This window comes from Streptomyces sp. NPDC030799, from assembly GCF_055572255.1.
The window spans coordinates 58,756-74,176 of the sequence record NZ_JBVIDS010000003.1; the positions used below are offsets into that span (position 1 = coordinate 58,756).

Below are 15,421 nucleotides of genomic sequence, written 5' to 3' on the forward strand. Positions count from 1 at the left end.
GAACCTTCGTGGGACAGACCTGCACATGACCGACGAGTCCTCGTTCCATTCCGCCACCGTCAACAAGCACCCGCACAAGTGGGTCGTCGCTGCCGAGACATGCGTTGACGAAGCGGTTGCTCGCGTCGCGGCGGAGACCAGGCCGTCCGCGCGAAGCGCAATCCGGCCCCGACGCCGCCCCCGAACAGGAAGCTTGTCAGGGGCGGCTCCTACAGCCGCTACGACCACAAGGCGTACGTCGCCGACATCTCCCGCCGCACACGCAGCCCTGGTCGGCGACCACGCGAGGCCAACCCGAAGGCGTTCCTAGCTTCCGCCGGGTGAGCACGACGAGCAGCTGCAGCTGGCGGGCCCCCGCCTGGAGTGGGAGCACCACCGCGTCACTCACACGTCACCATCGACATCCACCGGCTGCTCCCTGTGGAGCGCGGCCTTGGCTCCGCGACCGGAGCTGATCAGGGCTACCGTAGAAGCGGCCACGGTGATGAGCATCATGACCAACTGGGCCGCGTCAGCGGTATTCATGGTGAACGTCGCGACGCAGGCGATGCCTGTCGTCGTCACGGCGAACGCCACCGCAACACCGGACAGGGCAAGCAGCCGCAACACCTTCGCAGATGGTCGGCACCGGGTGACGACGACAGCCGGCGTCACCGCCGCGGTAATGAGGAACGCTGCCGGCCCGAGCATCCCCAAGGCCCCGACCCAATAGGAGACCGGGTCGATGGAGGCGAATGCCAGGAGGAACGGCGCGATCAGCCACGTGGGCAGCGTCGGGACAAGAGCCACCAGCGGGCGCCACGCGGCCCAGCTGCCGGTTCTGGAGGATTCCGCAAGGAGTGCGAGGGCGCCGACCAGCAGGATCAGGCCGGCGCCGTACATGACGTACTGGGCGACGTCGAGCAGTCGACCTACCAAATCCGGAGTCGGCCAGGGCTCCTCGGACAGGATGAAGCGCAGCATCGGCAGGGCATACAGCGCCGTGCACCAGGTGACCCAGGTGGTGGCGACGCTTGCCTGCATGCGGCGGCGGCGCCGTTCGGCGGACCCATCGGGCATCACTGGGCGAAGCCATGCCCGCAGCGCGCCAATAAGGAGGTCTGCGACGACGCTTGGGCCTGCGCCGGTGTCCTCGACCAGTGCTTCAAGCTCGCAACCGTAGCGCTCCCGGAACGAGGGAGGATATGCCCGCAAGGCCAACCGGGCCGCCATGCCGATCACGCGTTTGCCACCCCCAACCGGGTCAACCCGGTGCGTGCGAAGCGGGCCATCGCCCGGAGTTTGTCGTCGAGCACGGTCTGGCCTTCCGCCGTGAGCCGGTAGGGCCGCCGACGCTCGTCCTCGTCCACCGGCGCGACCAGGCCCCGTTCCTCCAGCCGCGCGATGGCGGCATACAGCGTGCCCGGTCCCAGCCTGATGGAAGTCTGTTCCTCGACGTCCTTGATGATCGCGTAGCCGTGCTTCGGTCCGTCGGCCAGGCTGGCCAGGATCAGCAGCGCGGGTTCGGCCCATCCGACGCGGTCCCGTTGACGCGGCATCAGGCACCTCCTTCGTTCCTGGCGACTACTACGTAATACGATACTACGTAGTACGTTGCAGTGGCCCGCCGCAGCGGAGGAGCCTGGACAGGCCCGTCCACCGGGCTGGGCCCGCGCCGCTTCGGTGAACTGTTGACCGCCCTGCGCCGCGAGGGAGCGGATGCGGTCCTTCGAGGCCGGCCGTGCAGCCTTCCCCTGGAGGACCGCGTTCTGCCGTTTGCGGCGTAACGTCACACGTACTTGATGCGGCGCCAGATCGCACCCCTGCTCGGAATCTCGAAGTCCGCGGACGCCCGGATCCTCAATCGCCTCGCACCGCTGTTCGCCCTGCGGCCGCGCCGACGGTTCCGCATCCGCCGGCGGCCAAGGCGGAGGCCGCGCCGAAAGGGAGGTTCCTTTGCGCGCACGTCTCGCCGCCTCAGCCGTGGCCCTCGCCGGTGTCTGCTGCAGCGCACCGGCCGCATCAGCGGCGACTCTGCCGCCCACCAACACCGCCCACCACTGCATCCACCACACCACCGGACTGTGCGGCTGGACGCACCGCCAAAAACCCAAGGACAAGTACGACACCGCGAAGTGCCAGGACACTTCCCTCTCGCACTCGCGGCACTCCCAGAGCACCTGCCTTCGCCGAGTACTGGCCCGGGCGCCGCAGCACACAGGGCTCGCCCCAGTCGGGCGCCACGACAAACGCCTCGTCGAGCGTCATGCCATCAGGATCGGCGGGACTCTGCACGGCGGTCGAGTACCAGATCCACTCGTAACCCCTCGCTCTTGGTTGCTTGTCCACCGGCCGCTCCACCGGTACGGGCGAGAAGGTGGTCCGGCGACGGTAGTAGTGCACCGTGACAGCGCCCAGTAGCGGACCTCACAGGAGCAGCGGTGAGGAACGCCAAGAGCTCGGAGACCAGGCTGAGGCCGATGAGGTAGAACGAAAATGCCCGGGCGTGTGGAACGGCGCGCCTGCCTCCAGCGGTTCGACCCCGGCGGCCCGCATCATGTCCACCGCCTCTGCAGCAGACAGACGACGCCGTGCGGCTGCCGCCTTCCGCGCGCAGTGGGTGCAGCCACCTCGGTCGGAACGCCCCACCGTGACATCGGCATAGCCGTACCGTGGTGGCGCGGGCCCGGAGGATCTTGACCCTGTTCGCGCTGGCTGCGTGGGAGCCGTGCGCAAGAGTGAGCGGCGTGCGCGTCCTGCCGCTGTGATGCAGCGTAGGGCATCAGACTGACAACGCGCAGGGCAACGCTCGGAGCCGCAGGCGACACCAGCGCGATGGGGGGTCCTTGGCGCTCACGCCGGCCAGAGCCAGCGTGGCCCGCATCACGGCGACGATGGTCGGGCCGGAGCTTTCGTCTGGTTCATGTCTCCGATCATCTCCCACAGCCGCAGCGCCCGCCCTCGGTGCCGGTGCGCCATGTGGTGGACGCCGGCGGCGGCATCCAGGTCGCCGATCAGTTGCCAGCACGTGGCCTCGTCCTGGCGGTCGCCGTGCCGGTGGAACAGCCCCGCCGCGCGCTCCAACGCCGGGTTCGCCCGGTCCCGGTCGTGTTGACCGGCGTACACGCGGCCGACTTCCAGCAGCGTGTACGCAGCGCACCGTTCGTCGGCCAGTTCCTCGAAGGTGGCCAACGCCTGCCACAGGCAGCGCAGCGCCTCGTCCGGATCACCGCGCCGATCGTGCAGCCGGCTGAACCGCCGCAGCACGACCGCCACCCGGTGCCCGTCGTCGAGTGCCCTGGCCTGACGCAAGGCTCCGTTGAACCACAGCTCCGCTTCGTCGAGTTTGCCCTGCATGAGCGTCATCACGGCCATTGAGCAGGACAGCTGCGCTTCGATGTGCCGGTCACCCACACCGACCGCGATGGCCAGCGCCTGCTCGACACGTTCGAGGGCTTCGTCGTCACGGCCCTGTACGCGGCTGACCGTGCTCAGCATCGCCATTGACAACGCCTCGCCGCGCTTGTCCCCACCGTCCCGGCACAGCCCGACGGAGGACTCCAGGGCACGGGTGGCCTGGTCGTACTCGTCTCGGTAGATGTGCAGCTGGCCAAGACCGCGCAGCAGCACCGATGTGCCGTGCACGTTGCCGGCGGCCTCGGCCGCCTCCAACGCGAGCTGGTGCCCGTGCTGCCAGTCCTGATACAGACACCGGTGGTCGTAGTAGGTCGCCGTGCCGGCTGCCAGCTCCCAGGCCAACTCGTCCAGGCCCCAATCCACGGCCAGTTTCACCACACCGAGCAGGTTGTCGCTTTCCGCGTCGAACCAGCCGAACGGATCGGCCATCAGCCGGTCCACGACCGCATCGGGCAGCGGCCGGCGCGGTGCCGAACCGGGGGCGGCGGCCAACAACCCGGCCGCCGGCAGTCGACCGGTGCCGCGCCCGACCAGTTCGAGCCAGGCGGACAGCACTCGGATGATCGCGTCCCGCTTCTCCGTCACCGGCAGCGGGGCAGCGATCTCCACGGCACAGGTCCTGATCAGGTCGTGCAGCCGGTAGCGCGGCTGGCCGATGGCGTCGGTGGCGGTCAGCCGAACCAGGCTGGCATCGACGAGAGTGTCCAGCACCTCCTCTGCGTCCGAGCGGTCCAGCAGCGGGCCGACCACCCAGCCGGGCAGGGTGTAGGCGCCGAGCAGTCCTAGCAGGCTCAGCGCGCGCACCGCGTCAACCGGCAGCAGTCGCACGCTCAGTTCGACGCTGGCTCGCACGCTGAGATCCCCGATCCTCAGCTCGGCCAGCCTCCGGGACTCATCCTCGATCCGTTCCCGCAACACCCGCAGCGACCAAGCCGGGCGGCCCGTGAGCTTGCCGCTGGCGATCCGGATCGCCAGCGGCAGGTTGCCGCAGCAGTCGAGGATCGCGTCGGCCTCCGCCGGTTCCCGCTCGACCCGCCGCCGCCCGACAATTCCGGTGAACAACTCCCGCGCCTCTGCGGGGCTCAGCACGTCCAGGTCGATGTGCCGAGCGCCGGGAAGTTGCGTCAGCAGAGTGCGGCTGGTGATCAACACGGCACAGCCGTCGGCCCCGGGTAGCAACGGCAGCACCTGATCGGCGTGACCGGCATCGTCCAGCACCACCAGCATGCGGCGGTCCACCAGCAACGACCGATAGAGCGCGGCCCGCTCGAACAGGCCGTTCGGGATCGCGCTGCCGGCGATCGAGAGCGCGCGCAGCGCCTCGGCCAGCATCAGCCCCGGATCCCGCGGCTCGTCCGATGTCGCGGCGAGGTTGAGGTAGAGCTGGCCGTCGGGGAAGGCGCCGCTCGCCAGCCGCGCGGCATGCGTCACCAGGCAGGACTTGCCGACACCGGGACCGCCCGTGATGACGGCGACCGGGGCCCGGTTCGGCGCCGACCCGTCGAGCAGTCCAGCGATCTCGGCCAGTGCCTCGGCCCGGCCCACGAAGTCGGAGACATCGAACGGTAGTTGACGCACGGGCATCCCCATTGCCAGACCGGCGGCCGCCGCGTCAGGACTCTCCGGTGGTGTGTCTGAGAAACCGCTTGGTGGGACCGGAGCCGCTAGGGCGGGATCCGCGGTCAGGATGCGCTGATGCAGCGCCTGGAGCGGCGGGGTGGGATCGACGCCGAGTTCGTCGGCCAGTGTCCGGCGCAGCCGCTCGTACACCTGCAGCGCCTCGCCTTGTCGCCGACACCGGTAGAGGGCGACTATCAAGTGTTCGGCGACGTCCTCGTCGTAGGGGTTCTCGCGGAGCAGGGCGGTCAGTTCGTCGATGACCTCCCGATGACGCCCCAGGTCGAGTTCGATGGCCAGGCACTGTTTGTGCGTGGCCGCGCGTCTTTCGTTCAGCCGTGTCGCATCGAGTTCCAGGGCCCGGCTGGGGATGTCGACCAGGGCGTTTCCACGCCAGCAGGCCAGCGCCCGCCGTAGCGCGACAGCTGTCTCGAACGGGGCCGTGTGCCGTTCGGCGAGGCGCCGCTCGTGGTCGAACTCCAGCAGGTCGAGCTGATCCGGGGCCAGGTGGATCTCGTAGCCGCCGCGCCGCGTACTGATCAAGGAAGCTGGTGCTCCGCAGGCTACGAGGTTGCGACGCAGTCCGGAGACGGCGTCCTGGACCTGGCGGACGGCAGTGGCAGGCGCCTTCCCGTCCCACATCACGGCGACGAGCCGTTCCATGGCAACGATGTCGTTGGCGTCGATCAGAAGTGCGGCCAGCATCTTGGCCTGCCGCGGCCCCTTGAACCGGACCTCGCGTCCGGTGATCTGGGCGTGTAACGGCCCCAGTAAGCCGAATCTCATGTTTCCCCCGGCACGTGACGATTAGCGCCAACCCCCGCTGACCTCGCACTAGGACGAATCTAGGACGGCCGACGGATGCGTGTCCATAGCGTTCCCGTAGCAGGGCTGACCGAAGACGAGTGGGCCGGCAATACGTGTGGAGAGTGCCTTCGCATTCCGGACTTGATGCGACCGAGGGGGGTGGCTGGATCCAAGTGGTGAGCATGTCTGGAGCAGGATCCCGACCCCGATCGGTCGACATGAAGCACACGGCATTGCACCAGGGAGCCGCGAAGGCCAACCGAACTTCGGCTTGACAACCGGTGTTGCTCTGGATTGCGCGTCAAGGATTGCACCAGGGCTCAGAGCGGCCAGCCTTGCGACACAAAGCCGTCACTTTCATGAGATGCCAAAAGGAGCTGCACCATGAAGGCAATACTGAGATCTGCACTCACTCTCGCCGTCATGACCGCCACCGTCTTCACAGCCGTGACAGGAACGGCGTCCGCCTCGATCTGGATCGAGAATCAGCAGCTGGGCCTCCGGGCCCTCAGCGCAGATGGCGGCCAGTGCATCAGGGCCAACCCCTATCAAGGCAGCTTCATCAGTGAGTGCGGCATGTGGGGCAACGAGGATGACTGGAATCTCGAGTCTGTTTATCCCGACGCACCCAACCACGCCTACGCCAACGTCCGGATCCGCAGCACGCGCCTGGACAAGTGCCTCACTGTCCTGAACCAGGCCGGGCCGCCCGGCGGAGCCAGCAAGGAGGTGTCTCCGCGCACCTGCGACAACTCACCGTCCCAAGAATGGGCCAGCACCCGCAGCGCAGACGGCTACCTCAACTACTTCAACTTCCAATACCGGGTATGCCTTGATGGTGGCTACGGGGATACCTACGGATTCTCGGAGAACGGGTGCAACGCCAACGGAGAGAACTACTACCAGGATTGGTACTACCTTCCCGGCGCCTGACTCCATCGGCCCACCAACCAGGCTGAGCAGGCACCTGCGCACCACGGCCTGCACTCACTCCAGCTGCGATCTGACATGGGAGTGGTGCAACCAGCCTCCCAACGGGGGGTCTCTCTCCTGTCAGTTCGTGGCGAACAAGCGCAAAGACCAACACGCATGGGGGACACATGAAAAGCAAACTCGCCACACTCATCCGCGCCGCCGCCGCTCTGGGGCTCGCGACCGCTGGCACCGTGGGCCTGGGAGCCGGTGCCGCGCACGCCGACACCCTGAGCTGCTCCGACCAGATGTGGAGCAACTACAAGACCGAGTACCGCATCTGCATCGACTACATCGACTATGCCCACGCCGTCGTGAAGTGGGCGGTCAACACCACCTACCACACCACTGACGAGCGCTTCCATCTCCAGATCAGCGGCGGCTGCCAGAACGGCTACAACGCCGACTGGAACGACATCTACCAGTCGGGGCAGAACGTCGGCCAGCTGGCGATCAGCTGCCCCGCCGGCGAGGCCAACGGGGGGATCGACGCCCAGCTGTGGCCCACCGAGTCCTACCACTACAGCGGCCCCGTCGCAGAGGCGTGAGCCGTGCCATGAACGGACGCATCCTCACCCGCGGCCTCGCGGCCCTCGGCCTGGCCACCAGCGCCCGGCCCGCTATACGGTGTGTCTGCGCTACGTCGCCTGGGACCGCGCCTACGCCACCTGGGCCGTCGACCCGACGTTCGCCAGCACCGACGAGCGCTTCTACCTCCGCCTCGCGAGCGGCTGCGGCGATGTCTACGGCATCAACTGGAACGACAAGAACGACCAGGTCTGGGACTTCAACCACTCCCCAACGTTCACCTGCACCGCAGGCGACCTGACCTTCGAGGCGATCCTGCGGCCGCAGGAAACCGGCCACTGGTCCGGTCCCGAAGCCGACGCCGGCTGACCCCTCAACCTTCCAGGGAGAAACATGATCAGGCGCATGGCCACCGCCGCCGCGCTCAGCATCGCAGCCGCCGGCCTCATGGGACTCGGCGCAGGCACCGCCGGCGCCACCGGCAGGAACGTCAGCTACGCGGCGATGTTCCCGACCGAGGCCAGCCAGTCTGACGACGGACCGACGGTGCAGGTCAACGGATGAGTCGACACATCTCCACCAGCCTGGCAGCTCTCGGCCTCGCGGCCGCCGGCCTTCTCGGCACGGGGGCCGCCTCGGCCCACGCTGCGGACCCGGGCTGCTCGGACTGGGCCAAGACCGCGCACGGCGCGAGCTACCGCGTCTGCAAGGGGAGCAACGTCTTCTCCTGGCAGGTCATCACCGTGGGCGCGAGCACCGATGAGCGGTTCTACGTCGGCGGCCACGACGACTGCGGGCACTCGTACTACCTCAACTGGAACGACCGTGGCCAGACGCAGCTCAACCAGTCGTACTGGACAGCCGCCTGCAACATCACCTACGGCTACATCACCCCGACCGAGGCCACCACCGCGAACGACGGCCCTGAGGTCTACACCCCCTGACCCGAGCGTCCCGACCCACGACGCTGTTGCCGCCGAGGAGCAGCGCCGCGGCAGCCGGCGACAGCAGTTGCACATCGTCGTCGCGGTCGCACTGCAAGCAGGATCGCACCCGGAGAAGTCAGGCACACCCGGTCGTCCACCGGCTTCGAACCGGGAGCCCTCTGCAGTGCCGGTGGGTGATCGGTCAGCAGGCGCGTCTTGGGAATGCTTCGTGGATGTCGGCCTGTCGTTCGCCGCTTGGAGCCGCTACTGCCACAGCGTGAGATCCACGGCGACATCCCCACATCGCACCGAACGCTCAACTGCCATCCGGACACGGCCGTCAGCGCCGATCCACCTCTTTGTGTCATCCGTTGTCAGCGGGCGACTGTCCAGAGGCGGATCTTGTTGTCGGCACCGGCGCTGGCGAGGAGCTTGCCGTCGGTGGTGAAGGCGACCGAGTGAACGGCGCCGGTGTGGCCGGCGAGAGGGTGGCCGAGTGGTTTCGGTTCGGCCGGGTCGGTCAGGTTCCAGAGGCGGACCTTTTTGTCGGCCCCGGCGCTGGCCAGGACTTTGCCGTCGGTAGTGAAGGCGAGGCAGTAGACCGCGTCCGTGTGACCGGATAGCGGGGCACCGATCTGCGTCGGGTTCGCGACGTCGGTCACATTCCACAGGCGGACCGTCCGGTCCCCGCCTGCGCTGGCCAGGATCTTGCCGTCGGGGCTGAACACCACGCTGTGGACGCGGTTCTTGTGGCCGGGGATGGGTAGGCCCACGGTGGCCGGCGGGGTGGCCACGTTCCACAGCCGGATCGAATTGTCGGCGCTGCCGGTGGCCATGAGGCTCTGGTCAGGACTGAACGCCACGGAGAGGACGGCGTCCGCGTGGCCGGTGCCGGGGCGGCCCATCAATGTCGGGTTCACGGGGTCCGACACATTCCAGAGACGGAGCGTCAGATCCGCGCTGCCGCTGGCGAGGATGGTGCTGTCGGGATTGAAGGCGACCGAGAAGACCGCGCCCGTGTGGCCGGTCAGCCGGCTGAGCAGTCTCGGTTTCGCGGGATCGGTCGTCTTCCACAGCCGGACCGCGTTGTCGTTGCCGCCGCCGGCCAGGAGGCCACCGTCGGAGCTGAACGCCACCGCGTCGACGTTGTCCGTGGGGGCGGTGAGAGAGACGAGCGGTGCCGTTTTCGCCGGGTCGGTCACCTTCCACAGCCGGATCGTCCGATCGGCGCCGGCGCTGGCCAGGATCTCTCCGCCGGGGCGGAACGCCACCGACAGGACGGCGCCCTTGTGAGCGGCGAGGGTCTGCCCGGGAGAGGGTGCACCGGTCACCTTCATCGCCGGGGAGCCACTCGACGACGGCCCGCTGGAGCCCGATGTGTCATGGCCCGGCCCGCCTTTGACCAGCCATTCCAGGGCCGCGGCACCGAGGGCCAGACCGGCGGCGGAGCCCGCGACCAGGAACCCGCGCCGGTTCCGCCGGGTCGGCGGCGCCTCCTCGGTGTGGGGCGTGTCGCCAGGGTGCGCCGCGGTAGGCGGACCCTTCACCAGGGTCAGGCCTCCCGCCGTGTTCATCACCCGCCGCTGGGGCAGTGGTAATGACCGGGCGAGGAGGTGGTGGTGCACCTTGTCGAACAACGCGTCGAGGGTGAGCGGATCCGGGCGGCGCAGCGCCGTGAGCAGTGCCTCGGTGAAGGCGGTGTGGGTCGCGCCCGGCACGGCCCGCGAGGGCTTGGTCGCCGATGACGAGGCGAGGACGTACGTGCCGGCGATGTCGATCTGCCCGCTGATCAGCCCTTGCCCGTCCCCCATCGGTCCGGTCGCCCGACCGGAGAAGCAGCAGTCCAGCACGAGCACCCTGACCGCCGCGGGACTGTCGACCATCGCCTCCCGCAGGACGTCGTAAGGGAGCGCGGTCACGCTCGTCCGAGCCGGGTCGGTGTGGAACACGGCCAGATGGAGCCTGCCCTGCCCGTCGACGACTCCGTGACCCGCGTAGTAGACGAGCAGTACGTCCGTGGCCTCGCCGGCGGCCTCGGTGACGGGGATGCCGAAGTCGGTCGGGGCCCGGGGCTCGTCGACCACGACGCAGTGCTCGTCCCGCAGAGTCCCGTTGACCGGATCCGTGAGGACCGCCCTGAGATCGGCGAGGTTCGCCCGCACCGCCGGGAGCCCGGGCAGTTTGGGGTGCTGGTACCGGCTCACGCCGACCAGGACGGCCCGCGAACCAGCCGGATCCGGGAACCGGGTCACTCCGGCGTCCTCTCCCCGTCCCCGTCTGCCTGCCTGTCCGCCAGCAACCGTTCGACGACCTCGGCCAGTGCGGGGACATCGACGCGCTTGCCGTCCACCTCGACGGTGCGTCCGTTCTCGTTGGTGACGGTGATCCGCAGGTCCGCACGGCGATGCTGGAACCATGTGGCCAGAGCGCCGATCAGCGCGCCGACCGCGGCCACGCCCACGCCGCCGGGACCGATGGCCACCACCAGGGCGTCCAGGCCTCCGCCCATCTCGCCGGGCGTGATCGGAGCGTGTTCGACGCGTACGCGTCCGCGCAGCGCGTCCTCGTGCCGCAACCAGTCGAAGAGGGATCTCAGCTCGTCGGGCCCATGGTCGCTCTCGCGGGACGCGGACTCGGTACGGATGCGCAGCTCTTGAGATGTCGCCGATGTCACCCGCTCATCATCCCGGGCGAAAACCGGAATTGGGCCGAATCTCAGCACTTCGCCTTCTGCACCTGCACATCAGAGCCATGGTCCGCGCGGAACAAGCAAGATCTCGGGTTACGGCTGACTCAAGCGGAGATCACGTGCGTGAGCCGCCGGTACTCACCGGGCAGCGGTCTGAGCCGGGCCTTCAGCAGGTCCCCCGGCGTGCTCAGCAGGGCGCCACGGGCTGGTGCGGCAATACCGTTCAACCGCGCCGCGCCCATGGCCAGCAGCTGTTCCGTCTCGGGCAGGCCCTGGTTGCGGGCGTCGGCGGCCGCGGCGGTCGGGGCCAGAGCCTGGGCGTGTGCGGTCTGGTCACGTGCGGTGGCTCCCTTGTCCACCGCGATCGAGGCCAGAACGAAGGCCAGCAGGCTCAGTGCAGTCAGGGCCGCGGTGAGTGAGCGCAGGCGCCGGACCCCGGCCCGTTCGGCACGACGGTCAGCGTCCTGGAACCCGACCTAGGCACGGATGAACTCCTGCTCCTGGGGAGCCACGCGGCGCTGCGGCATGAGGTCCAGCGCGGCGGCACGACGCGCCCCTCGATACAGGAGGTGCCGGTCCTTGCCCTCCGCCGCCCAGGCGCGGGCAGCGGCGGTGAGCTGCTGGTGGGCGCACAGCGCGGCGCGGTCGTCGCTGATCCATGTCCGCAGGGGCGGCCAAGCGGTGAGCACTGCTCAAGAGAGCCCCAGCCGAGGCCCTTCGCCGCCCCGACCCGGGGAACGTCATCGGCGCCCTGGTCTGCCTCGCAGGCACGGCCGTGATCATGTACACGCCGTGCAGCTGCTGGCCCACGCTTCGTCCCGCAAAGCCTGTCAGATCGGATCCGGACGCCACTCCTCTCGGCAGCCCGGCCGGTCGGCGTACGGCAGCGCGAGGGGGCACACCACTGGGGCCAGGTTTTCGCTTGCCTCGATCAGCTCGTTCTCCCGCCGATGCAGGCGTGGGCCCTCGATTTCGGCCTCCAGCGCTTCGCCCTGCCGGACGAGAGCGGCGCACGGACCCTGCTGCCTCGGCCTGTCCTCCGCCATCCACCCTGGGCCCTGGTCTACTACGACGACGAACCGCCCCAACACCGGTCCAGCGTCCCGACGCGACCGACTTGTGACCGCCTGCGTGACCGCCTCGAACTCGAGCGGGTCAGCTCTGGGCGGTGGGCCGGACGACGATCTCGTTCACGTCGACGGTTGCAGGCTGCTCGATGGCGAACGCGATGGCTTGGGCGATCGCCTCAGGCGGGATCGCGATCCGGTCGCGCATCTCCGTGATCTGTGCTCGCACCTGCGAATTCGTTGATGCCCCGGCGAAGTCGGTCCCTACCGCGCCGGGCGAGACGCAGGTCACCCGCAGAGAATCACCTGCCTCCTGGCGCAAGCCTTCGCAGATGGCGCGGGCCGCGAACTTCGTGCCGGCGTAGACCGCCATGGTCGGCACGATGCGAAATGCGGCCGTAGAGGCGATGGCGACGAAGTGGCCTGCGCCCTGGGCTCGGAAGACCGGCAACGCTGCGCCGATTCCGTGCAGCACACCCTTCACGTTGACGTCGACCATCTCGTCCCACTCGTCGACCCTCAGATCGTCCAGAGGCGAAATGGTGCCGACCCCCGCGTTGCTGACCAGCACGTCGAGCCGGCCGAAGCGCTCGCCGGCCAGGGCGACGAGGGCGTGCAGGTCGTCCCGTCGCGTCACGTCCGTGCGAGTCTGCACGGCCGTACCACCCGACTTCTCGATTCGCGCCACCAGCTCCGCGAGGCGCTCGGACCGGCGCGCACCCAGGACGAGCCGCGCACCTCGCTCGGCCAGCAGGAGCGCGGTCGCCTCGCCGATGCCGCTGCTGGCTCCCGTTATCGCCACGACCTTGCCGTCGATTCCCGACACCATGTCCGCCTCTTCCTTCCGCACTACTCGCTGGCCGGTGACCTACAGATCACCGGTGTGAGCTGCACCTCCCGCTCGGGATCAGTCTGCGGGGCGTTTAACCTGGTATCCAGAATGCATTTATTCTGGAACCCGAGATGCCATCCACCATGCATACACAGCCGAATCAGCGCCGTGAGCTGGGCGCCTTCCTCCGCAGCCGCAGAGAGCGGATCACCCCCGACCAGGTCGGACTGCCACGCACCGGCCGACGCCGGACCCCGGGCCTGCGCCGGGAGGAACTCGCGCTGCTCGCCGGGATCAGCGCCACCTGGTACACGTACCTCGAGCAGGGCCGGGACATCCGCGCCTCGGACCACGTACTCAACGCCCTCGCCTCAGCACTGCAACTCGACCGGTACGAGCGCGGTCATCTCCTTCAGCTCGCCGGGCACGCGGTTGCGGCCGAACCCGAAGAACCCGAGCCGCTCGCCGCCGAGGCGGCAGCCGTCCCGCTCCTGCTCCAGCCGCACCCCGCATACATCATCGGCGGCACCTACGACGTGCTCAGCTACAACCAGGCGGCCGACGAGCTGTTCCCGCACCTCACCGCGGCCGCGGACCAGCCGGCGAACTTCGCCCGCTGGGTCTTCCTCGAACCCGCCGCCCGTACTGTTCTGGTCGACTGGGAGCTCGAGGCACGCGGCCTGCTCGCCCGGCTGAGGACACTGGCCGGACGCCACCCGGGCGACCCCCGATACAGCCGGCTGATCGACGAGCTGAAGACGGGCAGTCCCGAAGTGCGCGCCTGGTGGCCGCAATACGACGTGCAGGCCCGGCACAGCGGACGAAAACGGCTACGACGCCCGGGACGCGGGGTGATCAACTACGCCTACACCGCCTTTCATCTGGCCGAACAGCCCGAACAAACACTGGTGATCTACTCCTGCGAGGCACCAGTTGACTGAGCGTCATGTGAGTCGTCCAGCGTTGAGCCGTGACGTTGAGTGAGGCGGAGTACCTCGAGTGTCTGCAGTCCGAACGGCGCGGCTACGCATGGGTGATGCAGCATCATGGTGGGCTGACGCTGGTGGAAGCCGAGGAAGCCGCTCTGCAGCGATACCCGTACGAGCCGGAGGATGCCCCGTACCGCGGGCTCATCTTTCATGATGAGGCGTGGCACTGGGCGATGCTGGCGATCCACGGCGATCGGTACGTCGTGGAACACCCGGAACTGGTCCACCCCTCACCTGACTACCGAACCCTCAGGTGAACGTCGAGCTCAGGTGCACATGCGGCGGTTCTTCAGGCTCCGGCCTTGCGCTCGTAGCGGCGGTGGAGACGGCGGCAGCCACCCAGCCAGGACACCGTCCTTTCGACTACCCAGCGGTGGCGGCCGAGCCGCCGAGAGGACTCGACACCTTCCCGGGCGACGCGATGGCTTATGCCGCGGCCGCGGAGCCATCGACGCAAGTGTTCGTAGTCATAGCCCTTGTCGCCATGCAGTTTCCCGGGTCGCCTGCGCCGCGGCCCCTGGCGGGAGCGAACAGGCGGGATACCTCGTACGAGCGGCACCAGGCCCTGACTGTGGTGCACGTTGGCAGCAGAGACCCCGAGCGACGGGGGCAGTCCGTTCCGATCAGTGATCAGGTGAATCTTCGATCCAGGCGTGCCTCGTGGGGCATGCGGGACCGAAGACCGGTGGAACCCCTGCCGCCAAGTGCACCCCGACGTGGCCACGGAAATCATCCGGCACCAGCCGCTCAACCAGATCCGCCACGAAACGACCAACCAGCCCGGAGGCCAAAAGAGACGACGCCAAGGAGCATGATCGGCTCGCCCGCAGGCACCTGTTACGTTTACGGGCGTTGTAAAGACGCAAAGAGAGAACGGACGTTGTTGTGCGCAAGGCGCGATGGATAGCGGCCGCGACGCTCGCCGTGGCCGTAACGGCCGCCGGGTGCGGTGGCAAGAGCGCGGGTGGGAAGACGGCAGACGGCACGGCAAGTGCCACCGCCGGCGTGGCGAAGAAGCCTGCCGGCACGGCTCCGTCTCATGGCACGCTCCTTGAGCGGGCGGCCGGCACCTGGAAATACATCGCCACCCACGACGACTCAACGCTGGACACGCTCGTCATCAAGGACGGCAAGGCCACAGCCAAGGGCGCGAAGCTCTCGTGCATGGGCACCTTCGTGCCGACGAAGAAGGACGGCCAGGAATCCGCGACCATCACCTACACGTGCCAGGGCGGCAAGGACGGCGGGCGCGGTCTCGGTCACCTGAAGGTGGACCCGGACGGCTCCTCGCTCGTGATCGACTTCGACGGGCCTCCCGGCGGCTGGGGCGGCCCGGTCGACAGCTACCGTCGAGCCTGAACGCCTGCTTCTGGGCTGGGCATGACGTGACAGGGGGTCTGGCCGGTCGACACCGACGCCGACGAGTGCGGCGACGACCGGCTCACCCCGACGACCGTACCGGGCTCGCCACGCTGCGCAAGGCGAAAGCCCAGCTCAAGCGGGTGAACGAGGTCCTGCGGACGGCCTCGGCCATTTTGCGGCCCACTGCTCGACTGCTCGACCCGACTCAGCCCAGGTGACCGCGCTCCTCGATGAGC

The 15,421-nt window shown here is 68.5% G+C and carries 16 protein-coding genes and 1 pseudogene; 8 read left to right on the top strand and 9 right to left on the bottom strand.

All coding sequences use genetic code 11. The features are described from left to right. Positions 1-384: 384 nt before the first annotated feature. The 3 genes from ACZ41I_RS07840 to ACZ41I_RS07850 all read right to left on the bottom strand — a co-directional run bounded on the left by ACZ41I_RS07840 (position 385) and on the right by ACZ41I_RS07850 (position 5,799). On the bottom strand, positions 385-1,221 hold the full coding sequence (locus tag ACZ41I_RS07840) for a hypothetical protein (protein ID WP_468513482.1): 837 nt from the start codon (positions 1,219-1,221) through the stop codon (positions 385-387). Next, positions 1,218-1,538 carry a PadR family transcriptional regulator gene (locus ACZ41I_RS07845; protein ID WP_399775330.1) on the bottom strand — a complete coding sequence of 107 codons (321 nt, stop codon included), beginning with the start codon at positions 1,536-1,538 and terminating at the stop codon, positions 1,218-1,220. Before ACZ41I_RS07845 ends, ACZ41I_RS07840 begins: the two co-directional genes overlap by 4 nt. Positions 1,539-2,862: 1,324 nt before the next feature. After that, positions 2,863-5,799: an AfsR/SARP family transcriptional regulator gene (locus ACZ41I_RS07850; protein ID WP_468513483.1), complete on the bottom strand. Its 2,937-nt coding sequence runs from the start codon at positions 5,797-5,799 to the stop codon at positions 2,863-2,865. Between the two features lie 444 nt (positions 5,800-6,243). Here ACZ41I_RS07850 and ACZ41I_RS07855 point away from each other — a divergent pair, with 444 nt between their 5' ends. The 5 genes from ACZ41I_RS07855 to ACZ41I_RS07875 all read left to right on the top strand — a co-directional run bounded on the left by ACZ41I_RS07855 (position 6,244) and on the right by ACZ41I_RS07875 (position 8,264). Continuing rightward, positions 6,244-6,753 carry a hypothetical protein gene (locus ACZ41I_RS07855; RefSeq protein WP_468513484.1) on the top strand — a complete coding sequence of 170 codons (510 nt, stop codon included), beginning with the start codon at positions 6,244-6,246 and terminating at the stop codon, positions 6,751-6,753. Between the two features lie 167 nt (positions 6,754-6,920). Next, complete coding sequence (locus tag ACZ41I_RS07860) at positions 6,921-7,340, top strand: hypothetical protein (protein WP_468513485.1); 420 nt, start codon at positions 6,921-6,923, stop codon at positions 7,338-7,340. Between the two features lie 79 nt (positions 7,341-7,419). Beyond that, positions 7,420-7,689, top strand: coding sequence for a hypothetical protein (locus ACZ41I_RS07865; RefSeq protein ID WP_468513486.1), 270 nt, complete (start codon positions 7,420-7,422; stop codon positions 7,687-7,689). A 36-nt stretch (positions 7,690-7,725) separates the two neighbouring features. Continuing rightward, on the top strand, positions 7,726-7,884 hold the full coding sequence (locus tag ACZ41I_RS07870; RefSeq protein WP_399775324.1) for a hypothetical protein: 159 nt from the start codon (positions 7,726-7,728) through the stop codon (positions 7,882-7,884). Then, a complete protein-coding gene (locus ACZ41I_RS07875; RefSeq protein ID WP_468513487.1) occupies positions 7,881-8,264 on the top strand; it encodes a hypothetical protein in 384 nt (127 codons plus the stop codon). The genes ACZ41I_RS07870 and ACZ41I_RS07875 overlap by 4 nt, the downstream gene beginning before the upstream one ends. Positions 8,265-8,620: 356 nt before the next feature. Here ACZ41I_RS07875 and ACZ41I_RS07880 read toward each other — a convergent pair whose 3' ends face one another. The 5 genes from ACZ41I_RS07880 to ACZ41I_RS07900 form a co-directional block, all read right to left on the bottom strand. After that, positions 8,621-10,498 carry a caspase, EACC1-associated type gene (locus ACZ41I_RS07880; protein ID WP_468513488.1) on the bottom strand — a complete coding sequence of 626 codons (1,878 nt, stop codon included), beginning with the start codon at positions 10,496-10,498 and terminating at the stop codon, positions 8,621-8,623. Continuing rightward, entirely contained in the window at positions 10,495-10,920 is a 426-nt protein-coding gene (locus ACZ41I_RS07885) for an effector-associated constant component EACC1 (RefSeq protein WP_468513489.1), read from the bottom strand. The genes ACZ41I_RS07880 and ACZ41I_RS07885 overlap by 4 nt, the downstream gene beginning before the upstream one ends. Positions 10,921-11,039: 119 nt before the next feature. After that, entirely contained in the window at positions 11,040-11,294 is a 255-nt protein-coding gene (locus ACZ41I_RS07890; protein ID WP_468513490.1) for a hypothetical protein, read from the bottom strand. 117 nt (positions 11,295-11,411) lie between these two features. After that, positions 11,412-11,624: an nSTAND1 domain-containing NTPase gene (locus ACZ41I_RS07895; protein WP_468513491.1), complete on the bottom strand. Its 213-nt coding sequence runs from the start codon at positions 11,622-11,624 to the stop codon at positions 11,412-11,414. A gap of 466 nt (positions 11,625-12,090) precedes the next feature. After that, positions 12,091-12,828, bottom strand: coding sequence for an SDR family oxidoreductase (locus tag ACZ41I_RS07900; RefSeq protein WP_468513859.1), 738 nt, complete (start codon positions 12,826-12,828; stop codon positions 12,091-12,093). Positions 12,829-12,977: 149 nt separating this feature from the next. On the opposite strand from ACZ41I_RS07900, the gene ACZ41I_RS07905 reads away from it, so the two are divergent. Continuing rightward, complete coding sequence (locus ACZ41I_RS07905) at positions 12,978-13,775, top strand: helix-turn-helix transcriptional regulator (protein ID WP_468513492.1); 798 nt, start codon at positions 12,978-12,980, stop codon at positions 13,773-13,775. Positions 13,776-13,804: 29 nt separating this feature from the next. Then, positions 13,805-14,080: a hypothetical protein gene (locus ACZ41I_RS07910; RefSeq protein ID WP_468513493.1), complete on the top strand. Its 276-nt coding sequence runs from the start codon at positions 13,805-13,807 to the stop codon at positions 14,078-14,080. A 44-nt stretch (positions 14,081-14,124) separates the two neighbouring features. Here the strand turns inward: ACZ41I_RS07910 and ACZ41I_RS07915 are convergent. Further along, positions 14,125-14,484 (bottom strand): annotated as a pseudogene (locus tag ACZ41I_RS07915) (transposase); the annotation flags it as partial. A 224-nt stretch (positions 14,485-14,708) separates the two neighbouring features. On the opposite strand from ACZ41I_RS07915, the gene ACZ41I_RS07920 reads away from it, so the two are divergent. Continuing rightward, positions 14,709-15,182: a hypothetical protein gene (locus tag ACZ41I_RS07920; protein WP_363221119.1), complete on the top strand. Its 474-nt coding sequence runs from the start codon at positions 14,709-14,711 to the stop codon at positions 15,180-15,182. Positions 15,183-15,421 lie beyond the last annotated feature (239 nt).

Bases quoted from the DNA above. Each gene is read 5' to 3' on its own strand.
- ACZ41I_RS07850 (WP_468513483.1), bottom strand. From the start codon at position 5,799: ATGAGATTCGGCTTACTGGGGCCGTTACACGCCCAGATCACCGGACGC.
- ACZ41I_RS07845 (WP_399775330.1), bottom strand. From the start codon at position 1,538: ATGCCGCGTCAACGGGACCGCGTCGGATGGGCCGAACCCGCGCTGCTG.
- ACZ41I_RS07870 (WP_399775324.1), top strand. From the start codon at position 7,726: ATGGCCACCGCCGCCGCGCTCAGCATCGCAGCCGCCGGCCTCATGGGA.
- ACZ41I_RS07875 (WP_468513487.1), top strand. From the start codon at position 7,881: ATGAGTCGACACATCTCCACCAGCCTGGCAGCTCTCGGCCTCGCGGCC.
- ACZ41I_RS07905 (WP_468513492.1), top strand. From the start codon at position 12,978: ATGCATACACAGCCGAATCAGCGCCGTGAGCTGGGCGCCTTCCTCCGC.
- ACZ41I_RS07860 (WP_468513485.1), top strand. From the start codon at position 6,921: ATGAAAAGCAAACTCGCCACACTCATCCGCGCCGCCGCCGCTCTGGGG.
- ACZ41I_RS07855 (WP_468513484.1), top strand. From the start codon at position 6,244: ATGACCGCCACCGTCTTCACAGCCGTGACAGGAACGGCGTCCGCCTCG.